The sequence below is a fragment of the Modicisalibacter xianhensis genome, assembly GCF_900113605.1.
Lineage (GTDB): Bacteria > Pseudomonadota > Gammaproteobacteria > Pseudomonadales > Halomonadaceae > Modicisalibacter > Modicisalibacter xianhensis.
The window spans coordinates 35,913-61,338 of sequence record NZ_FOPY01000016.1; the positions used below are offsets into that span (position 1 = coordinate 35,913).

The 25,426-nt window shown below is 60.8% G+C and carries 26 protein-coding genes; 17 read left to right on the forward strand and 9 right to left on the reverse strand.

What is annotated here, in order from left to right; genetic code table 11:
* The first annotated feature begins 1 nt into the window (after position 1).
* A complete protein-coding gene (locus tag BM194_RS17195; RefSeq protein WP_092849351.1) occupies positions 2-760 on the forward strand; it encodes an SDR family oxidoreductase in 759 nt (252 codons plus the stop codon).
* Between the two features lie 11 nt (positions 761-771).
* Here the strand turns inward: BM194_RS17195 and BM194_RS17200 are convergent, their stop codons facing one another.
* The 4 genes from BM194_RS17200 to BM194_RS17215 form a co-directional block, all read right to left on the reverse strand.
* Entirely contained in the window at positions 772-2,841 is a 2,070-nt protein-coding gene (locus BM194_RS17200) for an FUSC family protein (RefSeq protein WP_092849353.1), read from the reverse strand.
* Positions 2,842-2,847: 6 nt separating this feature from the next.
* Complete coding sequence (locus BM194_RS17205; RefSeq protein ID WP_092849356.1) at positions 2,848-3,714, reverse strand: efflux RND transporter periplasmic adaptor subunit; 867 nt, start codon at positions 3,712-3,714, stop codon at positions 2,848-2,850.
* Between the two features lie 5 nt (positions 3,715-3,719).
* Positions 3,720-3,935, reverse strand: coding sequence for a DUF1656 domain-containing protein (locus BM194_RS17210; RefSeq protein WP_092849358.1), 216 nt, complete (start codon positions 3,933-3,935; stop codon positions 3,720-3,722).
* Between the two features lie 143 nt (positions 3,936-4,078).
* A complete protein-coding gene (locus tag BM194_RS17215; RefSeq protein ID WP_092849360.1) occupies positions 4,079-5,008 on the reverse strand; it encodes a LysR family transcriptional regulator in 930 nt (309 codons plus the stop codon).
* Between the two features lie 238 nt (positions 5,009-5,246).
* Between BM194_RS17215 and BM194_RS17220 the strand changes: the two genes are divergently transcribed.
* The 6 genes from BM194_RS17220 to BM194_RS17245 all read left to right on the forward strand — a co-directional run bounded on the left by BM194_RS17220 (position 5,247) and on the right by BM194_RS17245 (position 11,572).
* A complete protein-coding gene (locus tag BM194_RS17220) occupies positions 5,247-7,205 on the forward strand; it encodes a ligand-gated channel protein (RefSeq protein WP_092849362.1) in 1,959 nt (652 codons plus the stop codon).
* A gap of 51 nt (positions 7,206-7,256) precedes the next feature.
* Positions 7,257-7,541: a DUF2218 domain-containing protein gene (locus tag BM194_RS17225; protein ID WP_092849365.1), complete on the forward strand. Its 285-nt coding sequence runs from the start codon at positions 7,257-7,259 to the stop codon at positions 7,539-7,541.
* Positions 7,542-7,581: 40 nt separating this feature from the next.
* Complete coding sequence (locus tag BM194_RS17230; protein WP_092849367.1) at positions 7,582-8,502, forward strand: ABC transporter substrate-binding protein; 921 nt, start codon at positions 7,582-7,584, stop codon at positions 8,500-8,502.
* A gap of 86 nt (positions 8,503-8,588) precedes the next feature.
* Positions 8,589-9,578, forward strand: a complete 990-nt coding sequence (locus BM194_RS17235) for a FecCD family ABC transporter permease (protein ID WP_092849369.1) — start codon at positions 8,589-8,591, stop codon at positions 9,576-9,578.
* A 69-nt stretch (positions 9,579-9,647) separates the two neighbouring features.
* A complete protein-coding gene (locus BM194_RS17240) occupies positions 9,648-10,724 on the forward strand; it encodes a FecCD family ABC transporter permease (RefSeq protein WP_244890998.1) in 1,077 nt (358 codons plus the stop codon).
* Positions 10,721-11,572 (forward strand): ABC transporter ATP-binding protein, encoded by an 852-nt coding sequence (locus BM194_RS17245; protein WP_092849374.1) that lies wholly within the window; start codon positions 10,721-10,723, stop codon positions 11,570-11,572. The genes BM194_RS17240 and BM194_RS17245 overlap by 4 nt, the downstream gene beginning before the upstream one ends.
* A gap of 10 nt (positions 11,573-11,582) precedes the next feature.
* Here BM194_RS17245 and BM194_RS17250 read toward each other — a convergent pair whose 3' ends face one another.
* Positions 11,583-12,542, reverse strand: a complete 960-nt coding sequence (locus BM194_RS17250; RefSeq protein WP_092849376.1) for a threonine ammonia-lyase — start codon at positions 12,540-12,542, stop codon at positions 11,583-11,585.
* Positions 12,543-12,722: 180 nt separating this feature from the next.
* Here BM194_RS17250 and BM194_RS17255 point away from each other — a divergent pair, with 180 nt between their 5' ends.
* Both BM194_RS17255 and BM194_RS17260 read left to right on the forward strand, forming a co-directional pair.
* Positions 12,723-13,082: a phasin family protein gene (locus BM194_RS17255; RefSeq protein WP_244890999.1), complete on the forward strand. Its 360-nt coding sequence runs from the start codon at positions 12,723-12,725 to the stop codon at positions 13,080-13,082.
* Between the two features lie 156 nt (positions 13,083-13,238).
* Positions 13,239-13,559 carry a hypothetical protein gene (locus tag BM194_RS17260; protein ID WP_092849381.1) on the forward strand — a complete coding sequence of 107 codons (321 nt, stop codon included), beginning with the start codon at positions 13,239-13,241 and terminating at the stop codon, positions 13,557-13,559.
* A 48-nt stretch (positions 13,560-13,607) separates the two neighbouring features.
* On the opposite strand, the gene BM194_RS17265 is transcribed toward BM194_RS17260, so the two are convergent.
* A complete protein-coding gene (locus BM194_RS17265; protein WP_092849383.1) occupies positions 13,608-14,468 on the reverse strand; it encodes a DMT family transporter in 861 nt (286 codons plus the stop codon).
* A gap of 103 nt (positions 14,469-14,571) precedes the next feature.
* On the opposite strand from BM194_RS17265, the gene BM194_RS17270 reads away from it, so the two are divergent.
* The 4 genes from BM194_RS17270 (at position 14,572) to BM194_RS17285 (ending at position 18,141) form a co-directional block, all read left to right on the forward strand.
* The gene (locus BM194_RS17270) at positions 14,572-15,042 is read left to right on the forward strand and encodes a DUF192 domain-containing protein (protein ID WP_092849448.1); all 471 of its coding nucleotides are present in this window, start codon (positions 14,572-14,574) and stop codon (positions 15,040-15,042) included.
* A 238-nt stretch (positions 15,043-15,280) separates the two neighbouring features.
* Positions 15,281-16,288 (forward strand): DctP family TRAP transporter solute-binding subunit, encoded by a 1,008-nt coding sequence (locus BM194_RS17275; protein ID WP_092849386.1) that lies wholly within the window; start codon positions 15,281-15,283, stop codon positions 16,286-16,288.
* Positions 16,289-16,373: 85 nt separating this feature from the next.
* A complete protein-coding gene (locus BM194_RS17280) occupies positions 16,374-16,856 on the forward strand; it encodes a TRAP transporter small permease (protein WP_092849389.1) in 483 nt (160 codons plus the stop codon).
* Positions 16,846-18,141 carry a TRAP transporter large permease gene (locus tag BM194_RS17285; RefSeq protein ID WP_092849392.1) on the forward strand — a complete coding sequence of 432 codons (1,296 nt, stop codon included), beginning with the start codon at positions 16,846-16,848 and terminating at the stop codon, positions 18,139-18,141. Before BM194_RS17280 ends, BM194_RS17285 begins: the two co-directional genes overlap by 11 nt.
* 31 nt (positions 18,142-18,172) lie before the next feature.
* Here the strand turns inward: BM194_RS17285 and BM194_RS17290 are convergent, their stop codons facing one another.
* Positions 18,173-18,700 (reverse strand): macro domain-containing protein, encoded by a 528-nt coding sequence (locus BM194_RS17290; RefSeq protein WP_092849395.1) that lies wholly within the window; start codon positions 18,698-18,700, stop codon positions 18,173-18,175.
* 432 nt (positions 18,701-19,132) lie between these two features.
* Here BM194_RS17290 and BM194_RS17295 point away from each other — a divergent pair, with 432 nt between their 5' ends.
* From BM194_RS17295 to BM194_RS17310, 4 genes are all read left to right on the forward strand, one after another.
* Positions 19,133-20,107 (forward strand): TAXI family TRAP transporter solute-binding subunit, encoded by a 975-nt coding sequence (locus tag BM194_RS17295; protein WP_092849398.1) that lies wholly within the window; start codon positions 19,133-19,135, stop codon positions 20,105-20,107.
* Positions 20,108-20,263: 156 nt separating this feature from the next.
* Positions 20,264-22,855, forward strand: a complete 2,592-nt coding sequence (locus tag BM194_RS17300; protein WP_092849401.1) for a TRAP transporter permease — start codon at positions 20,264-20,266, stop codon at positions 22,853-22,855.
* A gap of 12 nt (positions 22,856-22,867) precedes the next feature.
* Positions 22,868-23,296, forward strand: a complete 429-nt coding sequence (locus tag BM194_RS17305) for a universal stress protein (RefSeq protein WP_092849404.1) — start codon at positions 22,868-22,870, stop codon at positions 23,294-23,296.
* Positions 23,297-23,548: 252 nt separating this feature from the next.
* Positions 23,549-24,364, forward strand: a complete 816-nt coding sequence (locus tag BM194_RS17310) for a DUF2189 domain-containing protein (protein WP_092849406.1) — start codon at positions 23,549-23,551, stop codon at positions 24,362-24,364.
* Between the two features lie 121 nt (positions 24,365-24,485).
* On the opposite strand, the gene BM194_RS17315 is transcribed toward BM194_RS17310, so the two are convergent.
* Both BM194_RS17315 and BM194_RS17320 read right to left on the reverse strand, forming a co-directional pair.
* A complete protein-coding gene (locus BM194_RS17315) occupies positions 24,486-24,689 on the reverse strand; it encodes a cold-shock protein (protein ID WP_092849409.1) in 204 nt (67 codons plus the stop codon).
* 312 nt (positions 24,690-25,001) lie between these two features.
* Positions 25,002-25,208, reverse strand: coding sequence for a cold-shock protein (locus tag BM194_RS17320; RefSeq protein WP_092849412.1), 207 nt, complete (start codon positions 25,206-25,208; stop codon positions 25,002-25,004).
* Positions 25,209-25,426: the final 218 nt, after the last annotated feature.

Below are 25,426 nucleotides of genomic sequence, written 5' to 3' on the forward strand. Positions count from 1 at the left end.
AATGAATGATGTCGTACTGATTACCGGAGCCACATCGGGCTTCGGACGCGCTGCAGCACGGCGTTTCGCCAAGGAAGGCTGGTCGCTGATCCTTGCCGGACGTCGTCAAGAGCGCCTACAGGAGCTGAAGGAGGAATTATCGCAGGTGGTGCCCGTACATACCGTGGCATTGGATGTGCGTGACGCCGAGGCGGTCAAGCAAGCTATTGCTGACCTGCCCGGGGAGTTCCGTCCGATCAAGAGTCTGATCAACAACGCGGGGCTCGCGCTGGCGCCCAAGCCGTCTCAGGAGGTCGATCTCGCCGACTGGCACACCATGATCGACACCAATGTCACTGGGCTGGTCAACGTTACCCATGCCGTGTTGCCGTCACTGATCGAGGTCGGCAAGGGCGCAAGTATCGTCAACCTGGGTTCTGTAGCCGGTCAATGGCCGTATCCGGGCGGGCATGTCTATGGCGCGACCAAGGCCTTCGTGCAGCAGTTCACCTATAACCTGCGCTGCGACCTGTTGGGCACCGGCGTGCGTGTCACCGATATCGCCCCGGGCATGGCTGAGACTGAGTTCACTCTGGTGCGCACCGGCGGTGATCAGGCGGCCTCCGACAAGCTGTATAGCGGAACCACGCCGCTCGAGCCCGAAGATATTGCCGAACTGATCTACTACACGGCGAGCCTACCGGCCCACATCAACATCAATCGGCTGGAAGTGATGCCGACGCGCCAGGCCTGGTCGGCGTTCGCCATCGATCGGGATTGAGGCTGGGCCCGCTATTTCATCGTCGTGGCGGGTGTCGGTGTGGATGGCTTTTGTCTTCCCTCCATGGCATTGGCCACGAGGCGGGCTTGGCGTTGCAGGGTCAGATCGATGCGCTCCAGCAGTCCGGCGAGCAATACCCGCCGCTCTTCGGGAATGCTGTCATGGCGGGCGATGGCCTCGGTCAGGGCGTTGCTGGCTTGGGCAATGCCTTGTGGCGCTCGGCCTTGGGCGCTTTGCTGATAGGCATGGGCCAGCGTGTTCAGCATGCGCCGATGGGCACCTCGAACGTCGATGGAAGGCTCATCGTCCAAGCGCATGCGTAACCGCAGGCAGGCACGGCCAACGTCAAGGCCGGTCAGGCCCAGGCTGAACAGGACTCGCTGCTGTTCGGGCAACAACTTGTCGTGATGTGCCAATTGCAGCAGGCGGTCGGCCATGCGTCCGCTGAACCAGGCATCGGCACGTGGCAGGCGTTGTTGAATAAGCCGGCGCAGGTCGTTGCCAATGGCCTGGACCAGACGGCGGTGCAGGAATCGTGAGCCCGGTCCGGGAATCAGGCGAAACCCGAGCACGACGATGGTCAGCCCGAGGGTGACCGCCAAGGCGCGGTTGAAGAAACTCGCGGCGCTGAAGTCCATGTCGTTGCCGGGCATGGTGAGCAAGATGTTGCCTATGGTAAACGCCAGACTGTAACCCATGGCGGCGGGATGAGCTGCGCCCAGCAGGCCGAGGAACAAGGGCGTGCCGAATAGCATGGCCAACATGGTGAAACCGTTGGCTTGGGCCAGCAGGACATGGCCGAAAACGAAGGCACTGGGTATTGCCGCCAGCATGCCCTTGAAGAACATCATGCTGACTCGGGCCGGATTGTCGCGACTGGCGAAGAACGCCGAAAACAGCGTGGCTAGCATCATGGTAATAGGGCCGTTGTTCCAGCCAGTCGCCAGCCAGAAGATGGCTGTGACCGAAAAGACAACACCTGCCCGGGCGGCATTGATACCTGCAACCAGACGGTCGCGATGCCAGGAGAGCGAGGGGCTGCGTAACCGCCGCGAGCCGGGGCGAGTGATCGCCTCACGAGCATCGAGCAGGATCATTGCCTGACCCAGCACTTCACGAAGCCCAAGCCATACCCGTTTCTGCAGCGCAGAAAGATGGCTCGTCTCGGTCTGGTGGGCACGGTGCCGCAGTTGTTTTAGAACGTTGCGTGCCTCGTCGACTCCCGCAACCCGTTCCGCCTGTCTCAGGCCCTCGGCGACTTCGGCGGCGAAGCTGCAAAGCTCTTCGCCAAGACGCTCACGATGTTCGCGCAGTAACTGGTTGAGTGCAGCCAACGAGGCGAACATGGCCACGGCATGGCGGGTCAGTTCGTGAGTAGCCCGAATTCGTCCAGGGCCGGCCGGCCCCTCGTAGCGCGCTGCCTGGCTGTCCGTTTCCAGGGTCATCAGCGGACCGAGACTGGCTGTCAGGGATTGCTGCAACTCGCTATCGTCATGTCCCGGTTCCAGGCGTTGCGCGGCGTGCAAAAAGGCCTGGTTGACCACGGTGTCAGCCTGGGCGGCGAGATGCTGTCGTACATGCGTGGGCCAGAGCAGGGCACTGACCAGCGTGGCACAGATCGCGCCAAGGCCGAGTTCGGACAGTCGGGCAACGGCAACGTCGAAAGCGCTGGTCGGGTTGCTGCCGGCCAGCACCACGATGAGTAGCGTCGTGACGGCAGCCATGATGCAGCCGTAGGAAAAGTTGTTGCGTGTCATCGACGCGCCGTAGACGCACAGCATCAGCCACAGCGTCAGCGAGTACAGGGCAGGAATGCGGGCCTGGGAGAACAGGGCCATGATCATGAGCCCGGCAATGACGCCAATGAAGGTCCCTGCGAGCTGGCACAGTCCTTTCTCGATCACCATTCCGCTCATGGGGCGAATCTGCAGGAAGGCGGCCGAGATCAGCGCCCAATAAGGACGCTCCAGATCCGCCCACAGAGCGATATACAAAGCCAGGAACATCGCCAGCGTGCCCTTGATGGCGAACTTTACAGCATCCGAACTGGGTGCCAGGTAGGCCTGCAGCAGCGGGGGCATACTGGATCAGCGCTCCTTGTCGTTCAGGATGCGCACCGTGGCGGTCATCCCGGCACTGAGCAGTATGCCGTCCGGCACATTGTCGAATTCGATCCGTACCGGAATGCGCTGAGCCAGGCGGACCCAACTGAATGTCGGCTCGACCTGGGGCAATAACTGGCTATTGGGGGCCGTATTGGGATCGGCAATGGCCCGGCCGATGCTGACGACGTGGCCCGGCAGTTCGGTGTTGCCGCTCATGAGGATCACCACCGCCCGGTCGTCGACCTCGATGCGTGGCAACTTGGTTTCCTCGAAGTACCCCGTGACGTAGTAGGACTCGTCCCTGACCAAGGCCATCACCGACTCGCCGGCGTTGACATAGTTGCCCTGGGCGAGGTGAAGGTTGAGTACGCTGCCATCGACCGGAGCGACCACCTCGGTGCGTCGCAGATCTATTTGGGCTTGTTCCAGATCGGCCTGGGCCTGGGCCAGGTTGGCGGCGGCGACCCGTGTGTCGATACGTGCAATCTCCTGATTCTCCGCACTGATGGCTCGCTCGCTCAGGCTGCTGCGACGCTGCTCCTCGTGACGCCGCAGCTCGAGATTGGCCTGACGGTCGGCCACCACGGCCTCGGCCTTGTCCACGGCGGCCCGATAGCGGGCATCATTGAGCGTGAACAGCACATCGCCAGCCTTCACCGACGCGTTGTCCGCGACGGCGAGCGTTTCCACGCGTCCCGCAACATCTGGAGCGATGGTGATCACATCGGCACGGACCCGGGCGTCCCGCGTCCAGGGGGTGTACAGATAGTAATGCCAGAGCCAAGTCCCTGCCGCGATGGCTGCCGCCACGATGAGAAGGGTGATCAGGAGTCGGAGCGATGTGCGCATAGGCGTCAGTGCCAGATCGATAACGAAAAGAGAAAGGCGCAACCCGCCATGGCGATGATGAACAGGGAAGCATCGAACCAAGCTTCGAACCACGGTGCGTCGTGACGGATCAGCCGATAGAGCAGCGTACGTAGCGACAATGCCAGAAGAAAGCCCAGGGCGGCATACAGCAGGAGCGGACTGACGTAGATACCTCCGATGGCGATTTCCCTGAGTCCCATGGCGTCCCTTGGTTGCTGTCCTGGTGCGAGTCGCGACATCCTAGTCTGGCATGCTTGTTTAGCACGCTAAATATTTCTGGCAGAGTCTGACGCTCGGATGTTCCGTTTCATCCAAGATAGCGGTCGTTTTCGATAGTGTCGTGTCAGGCGTGCACGTGCGTCTCAGCAGGGGACGCTGTGCGCCAGGCAGCGGGGACGGCACGACGTAGATGATCGATCAGGCTGACCATCTTGCGAGGCAGGCGACCGAAGGGATAGAGCAGGACGATAGGGTGAGCGGGGGGATGCCAGTCGTTCAGGCAACGAACCATGGTGCCTGGGTGCGCACGTAAGCGACGCTCCACCAGCCAGTCGGGCAGAATGCCCAGCCCTTGGCTACGGGCAATCGCGTCGGACTGGAAGACTTCCTGGTCGACCCGCAGACGCGACGATGGCGGCATGAATTCGTAGATGCCTTCCTGAGCATGCTGTAACTGAAGGCCTTGCTGGGTTTCGCCCAATAGGTCGATCCAGGCGTGGCGGCTCAGTTCCCTTGGATGACGAGGCGCGCCGTGCCTTGCCAGATAGTCGGGATGGGCATAGATACCACGGGGCAGGTGCCCCAGTGTTTCCTGACGCAGGCCGCATTCCTCCACGTCGCCCAGCCACAGGCAGAGCGATGTGTCCTCGGGGCTGGACGGCGGACGCAACTGGGTGCGCAGCTCCAGATGAACCTCGGGATAGCTGGCCAGGAACTCCTCCAGGCGGCGCGAAAACCAGCCGCGTGCAAACACGCAGTGCACATGCGCGGTTATCTTCCCGCTGACTTCACCGCTCAAATCGTCCAGTACGCGTCGGCTCTGCTCGGCGAGGCTGAGAATCTGCTGACAATAGGACAGGAAAAGCGTCCCCGCCTCGGTGGGCAGTAGACGGTTGGATTGGCGGCGCAGTAGCGGTTGGCCGACCTGGGCCTCGAGCTGGCTGATCCGGCGGCTGACTGTGGACTTCGACACGTCGAGCTGGCGGGCGCTCACGGTTAGGTTGCCAGTCTGCATGACCGTGGCAAAGGCGGTCAGATCCTCGAGGTCGTACATGGGTGTCTGCGTTGGTGGGCCCGTGCTGTGTTCTGCGTCTCATCCTGCCCAACTTATGCTTTAAATGCAAATAATTGTCGTTCTCTGGTTGTCAAACAGATCGAATGTTTCGGATTCCGAAACGTAGCATCTCATGAATTCCACCTGAAACTCATGCAACAATCTAAATAATAAAAATTCGCATTTACTCGTGACAGGGCTGATGCACATACCAAGCGAGTTGAGCTAAGGGTGAACGATGTCCAACCAGTACCAGAAGACGCTTCTCGTACTTGCGATTGCCGGTACCGCCAGCGCTTCGGCGCAAGCACAGAATGAAGTCGACCTCGATGATGTCGTGGTCACGGCGGCCGGCTATGAGCAACAGGTCAAGAATGCTCCTGCCTCGATCAGCGTGCTCGAACGCGAAGAGCTGGAAGATCGTTATTTCAATGATGTGACCGATGCACTGCGCAGCATTCCCGGGGTCATCGTTACTGGCGGCGGCGCGGGCGATAACGGCGCCGATATCAGCATTCGGGGCATGCCTTCGCAGTACACGCTGATTCTGGTCGACGGCAAGCCACGCGCGACACGTGAAACACGCCCTAATGGCAGCGCCGGTTTCGAACAGGATTGGCTGCCGCCATTGCAGGCCATCGAGCGTATCGAGGTCATCCGCGGCCCCATGTCAACGCTTTACGGATCAGATGCGATCGGTGGCGTGATCAATATCATCACCCGCAAGGTGGCCGACGAATGGCATGGCAGTCTGCAGGCAAGCACTGTCATCCAGGACAATAGCGATTCGGGCAATAGCCAACAGACCAACGTCTACCTGAGTGGTCCGCTCAAGAAAGACCTGCTGGGCTTGGAAATTTATGGCCAGGTACGACATCGTGACGAGGACGATATCGTCAACGGTTATGAAGACAAGAGTCTACGCAGCATGACGGCGCGGTTGTCGCTGACTCCGACCCGTAACCACGAATTCACCTTGGAAGGGGGAGCGACGGAGCAGAGCCGTGAATCAAACATGGGACGTTCCGCCCCCAGCGAAGGCTGCCGTGGGGGCTGTTCGGATTCGTATGACGAGTTCACCCATGAACACATGGCCTTGACTCACACCGGGCATTGGGAAATAGGTACCACTGATACCTATTTTCAGCGCGAAACGAGCGAAAACGAGTCGCGTGAAATGGCGATTGCCAACACCACGGCCAAGACCAGTCTAGTCATGCCGTTGAGTGCGCATATCGTCACGCTCGGCGCCAGTTATGAAAAGGAAGAACTCGAGGATAAGACCTCGAATCAGATTTCCGACCTGACCGAAGTCGATGCGTACCAATGGGCCGTGTTTGCGGAAGATGAATGGCTGTTGACCCATACCTTCTCGGTAACCGGTGGCATAAGGCTGGATGACTCCGAAAACTACGGTAGCCACATCAGCCCGAGGTTGTACGGCGTCTGGAACTTCACGCCGCAATGGACACTTAAGGGGGGTGTTTCCACCGGTTACCGTTCACCCAACCTGCGCGAAATCACGGCGGATTGGGGACAAATCAGTCGCGGGGGTAACGTCTACGGTAACCCCGATCTCGAACCCGAAACCTCGCTCAACAAGGAGCTGGGCCTGCTTTATACCAACCGTGGTGGGATAAGTGGCGGCATCACCGTGTTCCATAACGATTTCGAGGACAAGTTCACACGTGTGGCCTGCCCCACGAGCATCTGTGATGCAGGTCCCAACCAGTTCGGGTCCGATCCTACCTATCGCATCAACGTCGACGAGGCAGTGACCCAGGGGGTGGAAGTCTCGCTCTCGGCACCGTTGACCGAGACGTTGGAGTTCTCGGCCAGCTACACCTACACCGACTCCGAGCAGAAGAGCGGTGAATACGAAGGCGAACCCCTGACCCAGTTGCCCAAGCATCAGGCAACGGCTGGCCTCGACTGGCAGGCGACCCAGCGGCTCAGCCCCTGGGCCCGTGTCACCTACCGGGGCGAAGAAAGCCAGCCGACGACCGGCCCGTCATCCAGTGCAACCGTCGCACCGTCGTACACATTCGTCGATTCCGGTGTCGGTTATCAACTGACCGAACAGGCCAAGATCAATGTCGGCGTCTATAACCTCTTCGATGAGGAAGTGACGTACGACGAGTACGGCTATGTGGAGGATGGGCGCCGTTACTGGGTGGGTCTCAACGTCAATTTCTGAACCATGCGCGGCGACCGACGGGTCGCCGCTTTTTACGCAATGGAGAATGTCATGCCGATCACCCGGGCAACGGTAACGACCGACAATGCCTCGCTCAATCTCAAGAAATTATGTCGCCATTTCAGCCATAAGGTAGAAACGCAGTTCGACGATGACCATGGCGAGATTCGCTTTCCCTTCGGCACGGCATTGCTTGATGCCCAACCAGGGGAGTTGGTGATGCAAGGCCGTAGTGATAGTGAGGAAACGCTGGCTCGGCTGGAAGATGTCATTGCCGGCCATTTGGTGCGCTTCGCCAGCAAGGAATCACTGACTGTCGAGTGGCAGCGTGACTGAGCCACTGTCGTCTCTTCCATCGAACAACAGGAGTCGTCAAATGCCGCTTTCCCTGTCTGCAGGTCGTTCATTGCTGGGCATGCTGGTCGGGTTGGGGCTGTTCGCCCTGGCAGTCGACCAGGCCAGCGCACGCACACTGGACACTGCCTACGGCGAGGTCGAGGTTAGAGACCAGCCCGAACGTGTCGTCACCCTCTATGAAGGCGCCCTTGACACTGCACTCGCGGTCGGCGTGACACCGCTGGCGGCAGTCTCGACCCGGGGCAGTGACGGAGTGGCAAGCTACCTTCAGGATCAGGCCGGTGACATCGCTGTCGTCGGCACCGCCCGCGAGATAAACATCGAGTCCGTGGTGGCGCAGCGTCCCGACGTGATCCTGGCGGCACCGCGCCTACCCGAGGAGCAATATCAATTGCTGTCACGTATTGCACCGACGCTGGTACCAGCGAGCGAGCCCTACCAGCCAGATACGTGGAAGGAAGAGGCGCGCTTTTTCGCGCAGGCGCTGGGGCGCGAAGCCCAGGTGGAGGACACCATCGCCAAGGTCGAGCAGCGTGCCGCTGAACTGAGCGAGCAACATCCGCAAGCGAGCGCCAGCCTGGTGCGCTGGATGCCGCAAGGTGCACTGGTCATGTCGGAGGCAATCTTTTCCAACACGCTGCTGAGCGCCAGCGGATTTGTGGTCAGCGACGGTGATGTCGTCAAGCAAGGGCGTCCGCACAGCGATCCGTTGAGCCTGGAGAACCTGTCGCGTATCGATAGTGATTGGCTGTTCCTGGCCACACTCAATAACGAAGGCGACGAGGCACTGGCATCCGCCAAGTCATCACCTGCCTTTGCACGTCTTGATGTGGTGGAGCGCGGCCAGGTGGTCCCGGTCGATGGCCAGTTGTGGACCAGTGCATCGGGGCCGTTAGCTGCCGAGGCGATCCTGGATGATATCGAGAAGGCGCAGCGCTAGTCTCGGCCACGCCAGAAACGCGAGGAATGGGTTTGAGCCTAGGCGTAATGTGTCAGGCAGGGGAGGCGCGGCGGCCCCTACCTTTGATGTTCGTGTGGTTGTCGGCCTGTCTGGCCGCCGTGTGTTTTCTGAGTCTGCTATTTGGTGCCGGCGAGATAGGCCCTGGCGCTTCATTGTCCAGCTTGCTGGGGATGCGGGAAGGGGCTGCGCAGCATGCCGAGGAGGCAGCATTCGTGATCCACGAGCTACGCCTGCCCCGCACTATGCTAGGGCTGGTGGTCGGGATGGCCCTGGGCGTGGCCGGGGCATTATTGCAAGCAGTGGCACGTAACCCGCTCGCCGAGCCTGGGCTGCTGGGCGTCAGCGCTGGCAGCGCGTTCGCCGTCGCCATTGCCTTGATGCTGGGTGCGAGCGCCGCCACGTTGCGAGTGTCGGTTGCCCAACTGGGCGCACTGGGAGGTTGCCTGTGCGTACTGGCAGCAGCCCGCATGCGTGGTGTGGGCAATGACCCGGTGCGTCTGGTACTGGCCGGCGCAGTATTGTCCGGTCTGCTGGGCGCGTTGACGTCCATGATCCTGCTGGTCGACCAGCGCACTGCCGATGAAATTCGTTTCTGGATCGTCGGCAGCCTGGCGGGGCGACACTTGGAAGACCTCCAGGCGATTCTGCCCAGCCTGGCACTGGCTGGCGTGATCACGCTGCTGATCGGTCGGCCCCTGGCGGCCTTGGCGTTGGGAGAACGCGTCGCGGTGGGGCTCGGCCATCATCCTCGGCTGGTGCGTCTGCTGGCGATTGGTGTAGTGGCGCTGCTTGTCGGTGCGACCACGGCCGTTGCCGGGCCTATCGCCTTCGTCGGGTTGGTCGTGCCGTTCGCAGCACGTGCATTGGCCGGCCCAGACATTCGCCGTACGCTTTGGCTATGCCTGCCATTGGGGCCGCTGGTCGTGATCGGTGCCGATATCGTGTCGCGCCTGGTGGTACAGCCTTCCGAGCTGCCGCTCGGCGTGCTCACGGCGTTGATCGGCGCGCCTGTCCTGATTCTGGTCGTGCGCAGCCAGCGCCTGCCGACGCTTTGAGCCTCGAATTCCATGGACTTGAGTTCGTCTTCCGTTATGTCCCACGACGCACCCCAAACCGATGGAGCCATGCAAGCTTCACGAGATGAAGCGCAGGTGGCTCCTCCGACGGGAAGCTGGCGTCTGCCGTTGCCTTTCTCTGCCGCTCACGCGGTGCTGCTCGACAAGCGGTCGGTTTCCGCCAACCTGCTGCTGGGCGGTTTACTGGCCGTAGTTGCGCTGCTCTCGCTGTGCCTGGGTAGCGCCCTGATTTCACCGCTGGCCGCCATCCGGGCCTTGCTGGGCCAGGGCGACGCCATGGCCGTGTTCGTCGTGCAGGAATTGCGCCTGGCCCGGCTGATGGCCGGTCTGCTGACTGGGGCAGCCTTTGCCCTGGCCGGCTGCCTGATGCAGACATTGGCACGCAACCGGTTGGCCACGCCGGGCATTATTGGGATCGACAACGGGGCGACGGCCTTTGCCGTGGCTTCCGTGGTGGGGCTGGGCATCAGCCTGGCCCCACCGCCCATGTCATTGGCCGGGGCCGCTGTGGCAACGGCCATCACGTTCGGCCTGGCTGGCGGCGCCGGCACCCGAGGCTACCGTTTCATTGTTGCCGGCATTGGGGTTGGCGCGGTATTCGGAGCATTGACCCAGTTGCTGCTGGCCCGGGTGGCGATCGATGTCGCCAATTCGGCCTATCCATGGACGGTGGGTAGCCTCAATGCGCGCTCCGGTGATGCCGTGCTGATCCTGGGTGTGGGGCTGGCGGTTGGGGTCGTTATCGCACAATTGCTGGCACGCTCGATGGCGGTATTGCGCTTTTCCGACGCGGTAGCGCAAGGCTTGGGCATCCGCGTGCGGCTCTGCCGCCTGCTGGCTCTGGCCCTGGCCGTCGGGCTGACTGCGCTGGCTGTTGCCGTGGCCGGTCCAGTGGGGCTGGTGGCATTGATCGGCCCCGAAATCGCCCGACATCTGTCCTCCCGGCGCGGCGTACCGCTGGTAGGCTCGGCACTGGCCGGCGCGGTGCTCATGGTGGCTGCCGATCTCGCCGGACGACTATTGTTCGCGCCTATCGAAATTCCCGTCGGCATCGTGACCGCCGTGGTCGGCGGTCCGTTCCTGTTGTGGATATTACTGCGCCCTGCTGCTCGAGACCTGACATGACCCGACCTTCCTACGCCGATCCCGTCGATTCACATTCTCAGGAGACTGTCATTGCCACCCGGGGGCTCGAACTGGCCTATGGCCATATGGCAGTCGTCAGGCGCCTGGATCTTGCGCTGCCGCGTGGCCGGGTGACGGCGATCGTTGGCCCCAATGGCTGCGGCAAGTCGACGTTGCTGGCCGGGTTGGCGCGTTTTCACAAGCCGCATGCCGGGGCGGTAGTGCTCGACGGGCGCGACATTCAGCAACTGCCGTCTCGCGAGCTGGCGCGTCGTCTGGCCCTGCTGCCTCAGGAGGCGCAGGCACCGGAAGGTCTCACCGTAGCCGAGCTGATTCGGTTCGGGCGCCAGCCGCATCAGGGCTGGTTGCGTCAGTGGTCTGCCGAGGATCGAAAGGTAGTGGACGAGGCCTTGGCAGCGGCCGATCTGCAGAGCCTGGCCAACCGGCCTTTGGAAGCGATGTCGGGCGGCCAGCGGCAACGCGCCTGGATTGCCATGGCGATTGCCCAGCAGACCCCGTTGTTGCTGCTCGATGAGCCCACTTCGGCGCTCGACCTGGGCCATCAACTCGAAGTGTTCGAGCTGATCCGGGATCTGGCTGCGCGTGGCAAGACCATCGTCATGGTGGTGCACGATCTGGTCAGCGCCTGCCGCTATGCCGATCATCTGGTTGCCATGCATGCCGGTGACGTGGTCGCCGAGGGACCGCCCGCCGAGGTGGTAACGGCTGCGCTGGTGCGCCGGTTGTACGGGATCGACTGCACGCTCATGACGGATCCGGCCACGGGCAGCCCGCTTTTGACCAACATGCGGCGGACCACCGAGCCGCTGACCGGCAGTGCCACCTAGCGGGTTTAAGTTATTTCGACGGAAGCAGCGCGGCCAGTTCGTCCAGCCCCATGTTGCCTCCCGTGATGACGAGGACGATATCGCCGTCAGGTAGCGGGTCGGGAAGGCGGCCTTCGAGCAGGGCCGCAATGCCGACGGCGGCACCGGGTTCGACAAACAGCTTGGTCCGGGTCAAGAGGTGTTGGGTTGCCTGCAGGATAGCGGCTTCACTGACCGTCACCAATGCGTCGACATATTGGCGGCATAAGGGATAGGTATACGTGCCGACGATGGCCGCGCCCAGGCTCTTGGCGCACGTTTCGACCGAATTCAGCCGATACGGACCCTGATGAGTCCAGGCTGCCCGCATGCTGGCGGCGCCTTCAGGCTCGACACCGATGATCCGGATATCGGGTCGCAGGGCACGGGCGGCGACGGCGATGCCTGTAATCAACCCACCACCACCGACAGGGCAGACGAGGGTGCCAGCCTCGGGCACCTGTTCAAGTATCTCCAGGCCCACGGTACCCTGGCCGGCGATGATACGCAGGTCGTCGTAAGGGTGGACCAGAGTCAAACCGCGTTCTTCCACGAGCCGATGCATCAGCTCCCAGGCGTCGTTGATATCGCCATGCAGGATGACCTCTGCACCCAGTTGCCGGGTACCTTGTACCTTGAAGTCGCTGGCGCTCTCGGGCATGACGATGGTGACGTCGACTCCCACGGCCTGTGCGGCCCAGGCGAGACCCAGGGCATGGTTGCCTGCAGAAACGGCGCCCAGTCCACGAGACAGTTCGGCATCCTCGGCGGTACGTATCCAGTTGAGGCCGCCGCGCGGCTTGAACGAGCCGGTATGCTGAAAGAGTTCGCACTTGAGCAGGACACGCTGTGCCCTGGCCGAGGAGAGGAAGCCCTCTGGCAGGACGGGCGTCGGGGAAAGCGTATCTGCGATGCGCTCATGGGCTTGACGAATTTCATCGACAGTCAGCATGGTATCTCCCGCAGCCAGCAAGCTCGTTATCTAAGAGCCAGCGTAGCGTAGTTGACCGTCGTCATGGTTTGCCGCTTTCTAAACTTGTTGTCATGTTGCAGTGCAAAAAAACCTTTGCTATTGTGCACTGCAACGAAGGAGAAACCTTCGCTACCAGCAAATCGTATGGAGGTGGTTTCCATGGCAACGAAAGATTTCGACAAGACGACTCAGCAGTTCGAAAACCTGTTTTTCGGTCCGGCGCGCGCTTACGCCTCTCTGGCCGTCGACTACACTGAACAGTTGGTCAACACCCAGATCGGCTTCGCCAAGAGCTATGCCGATGCTAGCCTGGGCCAGATGCGTTCGCTCCTGAGCGTCAAGGATCCCGAAGGGTTCCGTTCCTACCTCGAGAGCCAGCAGAAAGTGGCCAAGGACATGGGTGACATGCTCAAGGTCGACGCCGAAAAAGTCGTCTCCCTGAACCGCGACTTCATGCAGAAGAGCCAGAAACTGGTCGAAGACAACATGAAGTCAGCCTCCAAGGCTGCCAACGAGTAACATGCGTGCCGCAAGGCAGCAGCTAAGAGTTATCTGAAACAGGCCGCGGGCAATGCCCGCGGCCTGTTTTCGTTGTGTGGCGCTTGCCATCCCTGAAGGCGGTAACTACGGTCAATAGGGATTCGTCATTGGTTCGACACAAGGGAGGTGACGACTATGTCCGAGTCAAGCAACAAGGACACGGCGAGCGAGGAGGGCCAGCGCCTCGACGAGAAGGCCAAGGCCAGAAACATGGTGGAACGTGACCGGCGTGAGGATGAAGCATCTGCGCAGTCAAGCGACGAGGGTGGTTCGGTGTATCGGCCCGACGAGAACGTGGACGATCAGAAGTCACCGAAAGCGCGCAGCGAGCCGGGTCATAATCCCTATCTCAAGGAGGCTTCCATCAAGGGTAGCCAGGCAGGGGAAAAGACCCGGCAAAAGCGCAATATCGACGATACGGCAGACGATGCCGAGTCGTCGCGCCGGGATGGCTAGCATTTGCCTGTCTCGCCATATCCTGCTCAGGGGCGCGTGACCCAACGGTCATGCGCCTTTTCGTTTCTTTCCGAAACGGATATTGATGACTGCGAGGCCGGCCACGACCATTAGCCCGCCGAACAGCTTGTTGGCACCCAATGGGTCGCCGAGCAGCCACATGCCCAGCAGGACGGCGAATACCGGCATGAGGAGCGAAAGGGGGACCACGCGGCTTACCGGGTGCTTCTGCAGGAGTCGATACCACATGCCATAGGCGACGATCGAGGACATCACGGCGGTATAGAACACCGCTCCCCAGCCGGCCCAGCCAGCGCGTGACAGTGCCGCCCACTGGTCTGCCTCGAACCACCAGGTGCCCAGCGCGACCTGAGGGATGGCAAACAGCGCGATCCAGCCGGCGAGCGTGAGCGGAGAAATTGTCGGGGCGGCCTTGATGATCAGGTTGGAGACAGCCCAGAAGAAGGCGCTGGCCAGCAACAGCGAAGTGGCCAGCAGTGACGGCAGCGAGGGGCCGCCAGCGAGTACCACTACGCCGCCGAACGACAGCGCCAGCCCCAGCCAGCGTCGCAGGTTGAGACGCTCCTTGAGGAATAGGGCGGCCAGCAATGTCGCAAATGGCGTACCCATCTGGACGAGCAGGGCGCCGGTGCCGGCTTCGGCCTCGCCGAGTCCCAGGAAAAGGAGCGGGAAGTGCAGTCCACCGAAGGTCACCGACAGCAAAAGCAGCCAAGGCAATTGCTCGCGAGTAATACGCGTGAAAGGCACGATGAGCGCGGCGACGAGCATGAAGCGCAATGTCATCAGCAATAGCGGTGGCATGTCGGCCACCCCGAGCTTGATGACGATGATATTCAGCGCCCAGATGGCGATGACGGTCAGGCCCAGCAGGAGGTCACGGAGGGGCACAAGTCTTCCTTGATCGCGGGTAATGCGGGCGACAGTATAGAGGTTGGGTATGCAGCCTGGCGACCCCGGTCGCCGGCAGGCGATGCGTAAGCAAGGGAATGGCATGGAAAATTTCAAGACGCTGGCGAGGCGAGTGCTACTTCTGTCCGGATTGACACTGGGTGCGGTGATGCCGGCCGAGGCCATGGAGGAAGGGGCGCTAACCATCGACACTGGCGAGCGTTCCTATCGGCTGAACGTGGAAGTCGCACGTACCGCGAAGGAGCGAGCCTTCGGCCTGATGGAGCGTGATCGGCTGGCAAGCGATGCCGGCATGCTATTCGTCTACCAGCAGCAGCAATCGCCCTCTACGGGCTTCTGGATGCATCGTACGCGCATTCCCCTGGATATTGCCTTCATCGGGGCCGATGGCAAAATCCGGGCGATTGACAGCATGGCGCCATGCGGCAATGACGTGAACGCCCGGTGTCCTACCTATCAGGCGGGCGTGCCTTTCCGCTACGCCCTGGAGGTCAATGCCGGCTTCTTCGAGGCACATGACATTCAGGTAGGGGACCGTGTCGACTTGCCCTGACACACGACCTTCGCCCAAAACCCTCTTTCTTTCAGCGTGATGGCCCTTACAATGGCGGTTGGACGGGGCCGTTGCGCCTATCCCGTACGCCCGTTCAGGTTGCGCCACAAGCCGGCCACCCACGGTCTTTGTATCCGAAGGACCTTGCAAGCGACCGGGGCGACCTCGTTCGTCCCTCGACAATACCGATAACGATGCCTGCCGGCGTCCCCGGCCGGCTGTATGCAAGGAACACGACATGCTGACACGCCGCTTTCCCTCGCTTTCCGCCACCCTGGCGGGTGCTGCTCTGTTCTGCGTGGCCATGAGCGTCCAGGCACGCGAATATTCCGTTTCCACTGTGCTTTCGGCCGATTTTCCTTGGGGACAGGCTGCCGAGAAATGGGCCGAACTGGTGGAGGAGCGCTCGGACGGACGCATTACCCTGCGGGTCTATCCCAACTCGCAATTGGTCAGTGGCGATCAGACGCGGGAATTTTCGGCGATGCGTCAGGGCCTGATCGATATGGCCGTCGGCTCGACCATCAACTGGTCGCCGCAGGTTCCTGAACTCAACCTGTTCTCGCTGCCTTTCCTGATGCCCGATACCGAAGCCGTCGATGCCATTACCGGGGGGCAGGCCGGCGAGATGGTCTTCGATGCCATCGAGTCGCGTGGCGTCATGCCGTTGGCCTGGGGTGAGAACGGCTTCCGTGAGCTATCCAACTCCAAACTGCCCATCGATTCACCGGATGATCTCGATGGGCTCAAGATTCGCGTAGTCGGTTCGCCGTTGTTTCAGGATACCTTCACTGCACTGGGGGCCAACCCCACCCAGATGAGCTGGGCCGACGCCAAGCCGGCGCTGACGACCGGCGCTGTCGATGGCCAGGAAAACCCCTTGTCGGTCTTCGACGTGGCGCGTATCGACCAGGTGGGTCAGAAGTACCTCACACTGTGGCACTACATGAACGACCCGCTGATCTTCGCCGTCAATCAGCGTGTCTGGCAGCAATTGCCAGAAGAGGATCGCGAGCTGTTGCGCCAGGCGGCAATCGACGCCGGCCAGTGGGAAATCGAGATGTCCCGCGCCCAGAAGGACGAGCGGCTGGAGGCCATCAAGTCGCGTGGCGTCGAGGTCATCGAACTCGACGAGGCGCAGCGCCAAGCGTTCATCGACGCCACACAGAGCGTCTATGAGACCTGGACGCCGGAAATCGGCCAGGCGCTGGTCGAGGCAGCAAAGCAGGCAGTCGAGAGCCGCTAATCCTCTAACCTGTCACCACTTTTTAACGGGAGACGTTGCCGGCAGACGCTGAGCCGGTAGCGCTCCCGGTTCGAGATGCCTTGCCATGAATTCGAAACCGGATGCTCGGTTGGAGCGGGTGCTGGCGACCCTGGCTCTTGTCGTCATCGCGCTCATCAGCCTGGGCAACGTCATTGTGCGTTATGTCACGGACGCCTCCTTTGCCTTCACCGAGGAAATCTCGGTGTTTCTGCTGGTGGTCCTCACTTTTGCCGGTGCCGCCGTGGCAATGCGCCGTAACGGTCACATTCGCATCGGCCTGCTTGAACGGGCGTTACCCAGTGGGCCGCGGCGCGCACTGATCGTGTTCCAGTGGCTGTCAGGAGCGACCGTTCTGGGGCTGGTCGTATGGTTCGGGGCCAAGCTGGCCATCGAGGAGTATCGCTGGGAAACCCAGTCACCAGGCCTGGGTGTCCCGCAATGGTGGTATATCGTCTGGCTGCCGGTCCTGGCTGGCCTGATGCTGTTGCGACTGACACAGCAAAGCTGGGATCGCCTGCGTGGGAGGCTCTCCGACGATGAGTCCTGATCTGTGGATGATCCTCAGCTTCGTCGCCCTGCTGATCGCTGGTCTGCCGGTGGCGCTGGCGCTGGGCCTGTCGGGGGCCGTAGGCATTGTTACCGGCCTGTCGCCGGCCATGCTTGCCACTCTGGGAACCAATACCTACAACAGCATCGCCAAGTATCCCTTGATTGCGATTCCGCTGTTCATTCTCACCGGCCTGATCTTCGAGCGCGCAGGTGTGGCGGCGCGTCTGGTGCGTTTCGCCCAGGCGTTGATCGGGCCGCGCCATGGCGGGTTGGCGCTGGTGGCCGTGCTGGTGTGCATGATCATGGGGGGAATGAGCGGGTCGGGGCCGGCGGATGCCGCTGCCGTGGCCATGGTCATGCTGCCGAGCATGACCCGTGCCGGCTACCCGCGACCGTTCTCGGCCACGCTGATCGCCGCCTCGGCCTCCACGGCAATCCTCATTCCGCCGTCGGTGGCCTTGATTCTGTACTCCATCGTGGTGCCCGGTGTCGATCTGCGGGCCTTGTTTGCCGCTGGTCTGTTCCCCGGCATCCTGGCCGGCCTGTCGCTGTTGGTGCCTGCATTCTGGTTGGCGCGTCGCCACGGCTGGGAGGCTCCTGCAACCGTCGAGCGCCCCCCGTTGGGCGAGAGTTTTCGCCAGGCATTACCGGCATTGTTCGCGCCAGTCATCATCCTCGGCGGGTTGCGCAGCGGGTTGTTTACGCCCACCGAGGCGGCCGTGGCTGCCGTCGCCTATGGCGTCGTAGTGGGGCTGGTCATTACCCGTGAACTGGACTGGCGCGAACTGTGGCACCTGTTCGGCGAGGCAGCGGTAGTTTCCGGCGTGGTCATGTTGATCATCGCCTTGGCCGGCATCTTTGCCTGGGCCGGGACCATGCTGGGAACGTTCCGCCACATGGCGGAGTGGCTGATTGGGCTGTCCGACAATGGCGCGGTGCTGCTGGTGCTGATCATGCTCGCTGTTCTATTGGCCGGCATGCTGCTGGACGCCATTTCAATCTACTTGATACTGATGCCGATTCTGGTGCCGGTCATGCAGCACTTCGGCTGGAACCCGGTGTGGTTCGGCATCCTGTTGGCCATGAACATCGCCATCGGTCAGTTCACGCCGCCAGTGGCGGTCAATCTGATGGTAACCACCGAGGTGGCTCGGATCCGCCTGGAGCAGACCATGGGCTGGGCGCTGCTGTTCGTGGTTGCCATGGGGGGAGCACTGCTGTTGGTGGCACTGTTTCCGGAAATCGCCCTGTGGCTACCGCGTGTTCTCGGTTACAACCTGTAAGGGCAATCTGGACATCTGGCGCAAAGGCCGGTCAAGGCTCCTGAAGTGAGCCAAGGATTTCCTGATGGACGCGCACGGCTTCCTCGCTGAACAGGACGAAGCGGATGTGGCGCAGCGAGTGGCTGCCTCGGCTGGCCTGGATGACGGTGTCGAGAGCGATTCGAGTGGCTTCGGGCATGGGATAGCCGAAAGCGCCAGTGGACAGCGAGGGGAAGGCAATCGAGGACAGGCCTTTGTCCTCGGCCAGGCGTAACGCTTCACGGTAGCAGCTTGCAAGCAGCTCGTCGGCAGGTTCGTCGACGCCATAGACTGGCCCAAGGCAATGAATGACATGCCGGTTGGGCAGGTTGTGGGCTCCACTGATGACAGCCTGTCCGGGGCGGATCGGTGCCATGGGACGGCACTCCTCTTCCAGGCCGGGGCCGGCGGCGCGATGCAGCGCGCCGGCCACACCGCCGCCTATGGTCAGGTCGGCATTGGCGGCATTGACCACGGCATCCATGTCCGGTTGCTGGGCGATATCCCCCTGAACGCATTCGATGGTCGGCTGTGCGCTCATGACGTCTCCTTTCGAGGGCTTGGCAACTACCTCAGCGTAGGTGGCTCGGGAACGATGCGCTAATCTACTGGAGGTAAACGACCATTTTTCCTCACAGTAGAAACTTGGGCCAGCCAATTTTCACGAAGCAAATTTGCCTAGCTTTACGTGGCGTAACGAAAAACCTGTTTGCAATGTAACGATGCTGTTAGATTAACGCACTGTAAACGCGAGCGATGCACTAGCCTTGTTCGTATCGGCTTGCGTTGTCGGTTGGCGTTCGCAGCATGTTAGCGATTGCTTTTGCAGCCCTGCATGGCAATGCGTATCTTGATAGTGCAGGGATAGCAATGTCGATCGGCAGGTTGACCTGCGTCGAGCCAGCCATTCCAAGGCAAAGCCATCGACCATCGTCGATATTCGTAAAAACAACTCATGAAGAGGAATTTTTGCATGAAACGCCACTCCCTTTCCGCAGCTGCCATGCTGTCCGGCGCCATGCTGGGTGCTGCGACACTGTCCACGCCAGTCATGGCGCAGGAGCAGTTCATCACCATCGGTACCGGTGGCCAGACGGGCGTTTATTACGTTGTCGGCCAGTCCATGTGCCGTATGGTCAACCGCAGCGAAGAGCAGAACATCAAGTGCAACGCGCCTTCGACGGGCGGCTCCGTTGCCAACATCAACGGCATCAAGTCCAACGAACTGGATATGGGGGTGGTGCAGTCCGACGTGGCTTACCGCGCCTACAATGGCGAAGGCAATTTCGAACAGCCGTTCAAGGAATTGCGTTCGGTCTTTTCCATGCATGGCGAACCGCTCACCGTGCTGGCGCGCGCCGATGCCGGTATCGATGAACTGGATGATCTCCAGGGCAAGCGTGTCAATATCGGCAACCCGGGTTCCGGTCAGCGTGCCACCATGGAAGTGCTGATGGATGCCAAGGGCTGGACGACGGATGTCTATTCGCTGGCTTCCGAGTTGACCGCTGCCGAGCAGGCCGCAGCCTTGGCTGACAACAACATCGACGCCATGGTCTATGTGGTTGGCCACCCCAATGGCTCTATCCAGGAAGCGACCACTACCGTCGATGCCAAGCTGGTTCCGCTCGAAGGGGAAGCCGTCGATCAACTGGTCGAGAAGTACCCGTACTATTCGACAGTAACCATTCCCGGTGGCCTGTACAAGGGCAACCCCGATGACGTCAACACCTTCGGCGTGATGGCGACCGTGGTCACCGACGAGAATACGGATGCCGACGTGGTCTATGCTACCGTCAAGTCGGTCTTCGAGAACTTCGACCGCTTCAAGCGCCTGCACCCGGCCTTTGCCAACCTCAAGCCCGAGGAGATGATCAGCAACGGCCTGACGGCCCCGCTGCATGAAGGCGCGGCACGTTATTATAAAGAGCAAGGCTGGATCGAATGATCTCCTGACGGGGACCATCGAGTACTGACCGTGAGGATGCGCGGAGCTGATGAGCTTCCGCGCATCTTTCGGTTATGCAGCCCACCGGCGGTAGTGCGACGTTACCCCGTCAGTTCATACCGCCTTTTTCCGATCAGTCTGTAGCAGGTCACGAGTATGGCTGAAAACAACAAGGACGCCTCGGCGTCATCGAACGAACTGGAAGAACTGGTCGCCGCCAGTGATACCGGTTCGCGAAAGTTGGGCGGCGTTCCCAACAAGATTCTGCTGGGAACGGCGGCTGCCTGGTCGTTGTTCCAGCTATGGATTGCCTCGCCGCTTCCGTTCATTTTCGGCTTCGGGGTCTTCAGCGCTACCGAATCGCGGTCGATACACCTGGCCTTCGCTCTGTTTCTCGCCTACATGGCCTACCCGGCGTTCAAGCGCTCACCGCGCGACCGGGTGCCCGTCACTGACTGGGCCATGGCGCTGGTTGCGGCATTTACCGGCGCTTATCTCTATATCTTCTACGACCAGCTGGCACAGCGCCCTGGCGCACCGATTCTCCAGGACGTGATCGTCGCCGTGGTCGGTCTCGTGCTGTTGCTCGAGGCGACGCGGCGCGCTTTGGGGCCGCCGCTGATGATCGTGGCGATTGTCTTTCTGGTCTACTCGCTGGCCGGCCCCTACATGCCAGGCATGCTGGCGCATCGCGGGGTGAGTTTCGAAGCGCTGGCAAATCACCAGTGGCTGACTACCCAGGGCGTATTCGGGATCGCCTTGGGGGTGTCGACGAGTTTCGTCTTCCTGTTCGTGCTGTTTGGTGCCTTGCTCGACAAGGCCGGGGCCGGCAACTATTTCATCAAGGTCGCATTTTCGCTGCTCGGGCACTATCGCGGCGGGCCGGCCAAGGCGGCCGTGGTGGCCTCGGGCATGACCGGCCTGATTTCGGGCTCTTCCATTGCCAATACCGTAACTACCGGCACCTTTACCATTCCGATGATGAAGCGGGTCGGGTTTTCTGCCGAGAAGGCCGGTGCCGTGGAAGTGGCCTCGTCGGTCAATGGCCAGATCATGCCGCCGGTGATGGGCGCTGCGGCGTTCCTGATGGTGGAATATGTCGGCATTTCCTATGTCGAGGTCATCAAGCATGCTTTCCTGCCAGCACTGATTTCCTATATCGCCTTGATTTATATCGTTCATCTGGAAGCGCTCAAGGCCGGTATGCAAGGCTTGGAAAGCAGCAATCCGCCCAAGCCGTTCCTGCGCAAGGTCATCGGCTTTCTGACCGGACTGATTGCGCTGATGGCGCTATCTTTCATCGTCTATTACGGCCTCGGATGGCTCAAGCCGGTACTTGGAGAAGCCACTCCCTGGGTCGTGGGGATACTGCTGGCTATCGTCTATGTCGGGCTGCTCAAGGTCGGGGCGAACTATCCCGAACTCGAAGAGGACGACCCTAACGATGCCAACGTCAAGATGCCTCAGACCAAGCCGACGGTCATGGTCGGGCTGCATTACATCCTGCCGGTGATCGTGCTGGTGTGGTGCCTGATGGTCGAACGCTTGTCGCCCGGCCTGTCGGCATTCTGGGCTACGGTACTGATGATTATCATCATGCTTACCCAGCGCCCGCTGATCGCGATGTTCCGGGGACGTAGCAACATGGGGTCGGACATCAAGCACGGTTTCATCGATCTCTGGGAGGGGCTGATTGCCGGGGCCCGCAACATGATCGGCATCGGCATCGCCACGGCTGCAGCAGGCATTATCGTGGGCGCCGTCGCACAGACCGGGGTCGGGCTGGTCCTGGCCGATCTGGTCGAGACCCTGTCGATGGGCAATCTACTGCTCATGCTCCTGTTGACGGCGGTACTCAGCCTGATCCTGGGTATGGGGCTGCCGACGACGGCCAACTATATCGTCGTCTCGGCGTTGCTGGCGCCGGTCATCGTGTCGCTGGGTCAGCAGAATGGCCTGATCGTGCCGCTGATTGCCGTGCATCTGTTCGTGTTCTATTTCGGCATCATGGCCGATGTCACTCCGCCGGTTGGCCTGGCGTCGTTCGCGGCCGCAGCCGTCTCGGGCGGGGATCCGATCCGTACCGGCTTCCAGGCGTTCTACTACAGCCTGCGTACGGCAGCACTACCGTTTCTGTTCATCTTCAATACCGACCTGCTGCTGATCGGGGTCACGCCTCTGCAGGGCTTCGTGATCTTCATCATTGCCACGATCGCCATGCTGATCTTTGCCGCTGCCACGCAGGGGTTCATGCTGACACGCAACCGCTGGTACGAGAGCCTGCTATTGTTGCTGGTAGCGTTCACCCTGTTCCGTCCCGGCTTCTGGATGGACATGATCCACGACCCGTACCGTGACGTGGCGCCTTCGCAGTTCGAGCAGGCAATGGGCAATGTCGATGAGGGAAGCAATCTGCGGGTACGTATCGAGGGGCTCGATGCCTACGGCAACCCGACCAGTTTCGTGGTCCTGGTGCCGGTGCCTGATGGCGAGACGGGAGCCGAGCGCATGGATAACCTCGGACTGCAATTGATGGAAGAGGATGGGCGTACGCTGGTCGACATGACGACCTTCGGCAGTCAGGCCGAGGAACTGGGCTTCGAGTTCGACCAGGAGATCGTTTCCGTCAGGGCGCCGGTCGAGCGTTGGTCCAAGGAGTGGATGTGGATTCCGGGGCTGGCAGTATTCGCCCTGGTGGTTCTGCTGCAGCAGCGCCGACGCAAGAATGCCGCGGCGGCGCCTGCCTGAGGAGGGGAGATCATGTACGAGAACATCGTCCTGCCCATCGACTTGAACCATGGCGAGTCCTGGGAAAAGGCGCTGCCTACAGCGTTGGCGCTTTGCCAGACCTTCAACGCCAAGTTGCATGTGGTGACCGTGCTGCCGGATTACCGGATGCCGCTGGTGGGTAGTTTCTTTCCGGCGGATTTCAGTGAGAAGGCACGCAAGAAGCTCTCCGAGGCCCAGCGCAAGTTCGTCGACGAGCATGTGCCCGGTGACACTGAGGTGCAATGCCACATTGTCGAAGGGTCGCCTTATGAGGGGATCATCCGCACGGCAAAATCGGTACGGGCAGACTTGATCGTCATGGCATCGCACAATCGGCATGAACTCGCCGATTTTCTTGTCGGACCGAACGCCGAACATGTCGTGCGCCATGCGGGTATTTCGGTCATGGTGGTTCGCTGACGACGCTGACTCCATGGTGACAACGCCCGGCTGCTGCCGGGCGTTGTCGTTCTAGCCACGATAATGGCTTGATCGGTTCGGTATCCTTGCGTCGCGTCGACTACATTGAAAGAAAGGGGCAGGGGCCGGGCATTCCTTCCTGAGAGCCTCCCATCCTTCCCGCCCGGACCTGCCCGTCGCACTACCGCGTAATGCACTGGGGTGTCACGCCCCGTGTCCAACCGCCGCTACGCCTCGGTAGGGGGTCACGCCATGAAAGCCGCAACCAACAAGAACGTCCCACTCTCTCGAGCCGATGCCCAGCTCGTCATTCGAAGGGTCGATATCCAGCGACCACGTCAATGGCTGAGCGCAGGGATCAGCGATTTCCGGGCTGCCATGTCAGTCAGCTTGGCGTATGGCCTGTTCTGGGTCGGGCTCAGTATGGCCGTTACGATAGGCGCTTTTGCGCTTGGCCTCTGGCATTGGTTATTGCCCATGATCGCCGGGTTCATGTTCCTGGGGCCGCTGGTGGCTGTGGGTTCCTACGGAATCAGCCGAAGCCTTGGTGAAGGGCGCCGGCCTACCTGGTGGGACGCATTTGGTGCCTGGACGTCCCATACCGGGCAACTGGCCATGATGGGCGTAATGATGATGATCTTCTTCATGGCCTGGATCCGGACGGCGACGCTACTGTTTGCGTTGTTCTTCGGCTACTACATCCCGAGCCCGGAAACGCTCTATGTAGCCCTGTTCACGACAGCAGAAGGCCTGGGCATGCTGGCAGTGGGAACGGCCATCGGTGCGGTACTCGCTTTCGGTGCATTCTCTATTAGCGTGATCGCCATTCCCACCTTGCTGGATCGCGACTTGACGTTCATGGAAGGCATCGAGGCCAGCGTCAAGAGCATAGCCCGCAACTTCCGCCCCATGTTGCTGTGGGCGGCGATACTGACAGGGTGCACAGTGGTCGGCATGATGACGTTCTATATCGGCTTGGCCGTCATATTGCCCGTGCTCGGTCATGCCACATGGCATGCCTATGAAGACCTGGTAGGGCTGGAGCGCAAGGAAAGCATGACCGGGTGAGTAGACAGAAACGAAAAACCCCACCGTTAGGTGGGGTTTTTGCAAGCGCCGGTAAGGGCACTTGGTCAGGCTGGCACGCTCATGTCGTGCCTCGAGCCACATGCATGAGGCATGTGATCGATTAGATAGCCTGAATCTTGGAAGCCTGAAGGCCTTTCTTGCCCTGAGTGACTTCGAAGGAGACCTTCTGGCCATCCTGCAGGGACTTGAAGCCGTCAGCTTGAATTTCAGAGAAGTGGGCGAACAGGTCGTCACCACCGTCGTCCGGAGAAATGAAGCCGAAACCTTTGGTATCGTTGAACCACTTGACAGTGCCAGTTGCCATTGTCGATTTCCTTGATGTTACTGAGGTGTTGATGAGACTGCTGGGATTTGTTTTGCCCGGCAGTCGTCGGTGCGAGGCTTATATGCCAGAGAAACGCGCACGAGGATGTCGAAGGGAATCGATCACAACTGACGTCATTCTGCCTACAAACCAACGAGAGTGAGGATGCGCCTTTCTCACAGTATCGTCAAGCATTATTTAACTCATGCAGAGGATCGAAACACCTGGTCAATGCACAAAAGGCCCGCCGAAGCGGGCCTTTCCACAACGGGCAGCCTTTGGATGCCGTTGCCGTCAAGTCTCGCCAAGCGCTTAGCTGACGACCTTGATATTGGCGGCCTGAAGGCCTTTCTTACCCTGAGTCACCTCGAAGGAGACCTTCTGGCCGTCCTGCAGGGTCTTGAAGCCGTCAGCCTGAATCTCGGAGAAGTGGGCGAAGAGGTCATCACCACCGTCGTCCGGAGAGATGAAGCCGTAGCCCTTAGTGTCGTTGAACCACTTGACGGTGCCAGTTGCCATGTGTCGATTTCCTTAACTAACTAATAATGGTGCTGGGCCGGAGAGGCGCTAGCCTTACCATGGGCCCGTAGTGCGTTGGTAAGACAAGGGAAGGGAATGCGCACTGGTCTTCTCGAGGGAATCGATAACAACTGACGCTATTCTGCTTGCTAACCAACGCAGCGGTTGCTGCATCGTTTCCCGTTACCACATCAACCTACGTTGTGCGTGGATTACAC

Bases quoted from the DNA above. Each gene is read 5' to 3' on its own strand.
- BM194_RS17235 (WP_092849369.1), top strand. From the start codon at position 8,589: ATGTTCGTGTGGTTGTCGGCCTGTCTGGCCGCCGTGTGTTTTCTGAGT.
- BM194_RS17275 (WP_092849386.1), top strand. From the start codon at position 15,281: ATGCTGACACGCCGCTTTCCCTCGCTTTCCGCCACCCTGGCGGGTGCT.
- BM194_RS17230 (WP_092849367.1), top strand. From the start codon at position 7,582: ATGCCGCTTTCCCTGTCTGCAGGTCGTTCATTGCTGGGCATGCTGGTC.
- BM194_RS17315 (WP_092849409.1), bottom strand. From the start codon at position 24,689: ATGGCAACTGGCACTGTCAAGTGGTTCAACGATACCAAAGGTTTCGGC.
- BM194_RS17215 (WP_092849360.1), bottom strand. From the start codon at position 5,008: ATGTACGACCTCGAGGATCTGACCGCCTTTGCCACGGTCATGCAGACT.
- BM194_RS17270 (WP_092849448.1), top strand. From the start codon at position 14,572: ATGGAAAATTTCAAGACGCTGGCGAGGCGAGTGCTACTTCTGTCCGGA.
- BM194_RS17240 (WP_244890998.1), top strand. From the start codon at position 9,648: ATGCAAGCTTCACGAGATGAAGCGCAGGTGGCTCCTCCGACGGGAAGC.
- BM194_RS17290 (WP_092849395.1), bottom strand. From the start codon at position 18,700: ATGAGCGCACAGCCGACCATCGAATGCGTTCAGGGGGATATCGCCCAG.
- BM194_RS17300 (WP_092849401.1), top strand. From the start codon at position 20,264: ATGGCTGAAAACAACAAGGACGCCTCGGCGTCATCGAACGAACTGGAA.
- BM194_RS17310 (WP_092849406.1), top strand. From the start codon at position 23,549: ATGAAAGCCGCAACCAACAAGAACGTCCCACTCTCTCGAGCCGATGCC.
- BM194_RS17220 (WP_092849362.1), top strand. From the start codon at position 5,247: ATGTCCAACCAGTACCAGAAGACGCTTCTCGTACTTGCGATTGCCGGT.
- BM194_RS17255 (WP_244890999.1), top strand. From the start codon at position 12,723: ATGGCAACGAAAGATTTCGACAAGACGACTCAGCAGTTCGAAAACCTG.
- BM194_RS17285 (WP_092849392.1), top strand. From the start codon at position 16,846: ATGAGTCCTGATCTGTGGATGATCCTCAGCTTCGTCGCCCTGCTGATC.
- BM194_RS17210 (WP_092849358.1), bottom strand. From the start codon at position 3,935: ATGGGACTCAGGGAAATCGCCATCGGAGGTATCTACGTCAGTCCGCTC.
- BM194_RS17305 (WP_092849404.1), top strand. From the start codon at position 22,868: ATGTACGAGAACATCGTCCTGCCCATCGACTTGAACCATGGCGAGTCC.
- BM194_RS17280 (WP_092849389.1), top strand. From the start codon at position 16,374: ATGAATTCGAAACCGGATGCTCGGTTGGAGCGGGTGCTGGCGACCCTG.
- BM194_RS17205 (WP_092849356.1), bottom strand. From the start codon at position 3,714: ATGCGCACATCGCTCCGACTCCTGATCACCCTTCTCATCGTGGCGGCA.
- BM194_RS17295 (WP_092849398.1), top strand. From the start codon at position 19,133: ATGAAACGCCACTCCCTTTCCGCAGCTGCCATGCTGTCCGGCGCCATG.
- BM194_RS17250 (WP_092849376.1), bottom strand. From the start codon at position 12,542: ATGCTGACTGTCGATGAAATTCGTCAAGCCCATGAGCGCATCGCAGAT.
- BM194_RS17225 (WP_092849365.1), top strand. From the start codon at position 7,257: ATGCCGATCACCCGGGCAACGGTAACGACCGACAATGCCTCGCTCAAT.
- BM194_RS17200 (WP_092849353.1), bottom strand. From the start codon at position 2,841: ATGCCCCCGCTGCTGCAGGCCTACCTGGCACCCAGTTCGGATGCTGTA.
- BM194_RS17245 (WP_092849374.1), top strand. From the start codon at position 10,721: ATGACCCGACCTTCCTACGCCGATCCCGTCGATTCACATTCTCAGGAG.
- BM194_RS17195 (WP_092849351.1), top strand. From the start codon at position 2: ATGAATGATGTCGTACTGATTACCGGAGCCACATCGGGCTTCGGACGC.
- BM194_RS17260 (WP_092849381.1), top strand. From the start codon at position 13,239: ATGTCCGAGTCAAGCAACAAGGACACGGCGAGCGAGGAGGGCCAGCGC.
- BM194_RS17320 (WP_092849412.1), bottom strand. From the start codon at position 25,208: ATGGCAACTGGCACCGTCAAGTGGTTCAACGACACTAAGGGCTACGGC.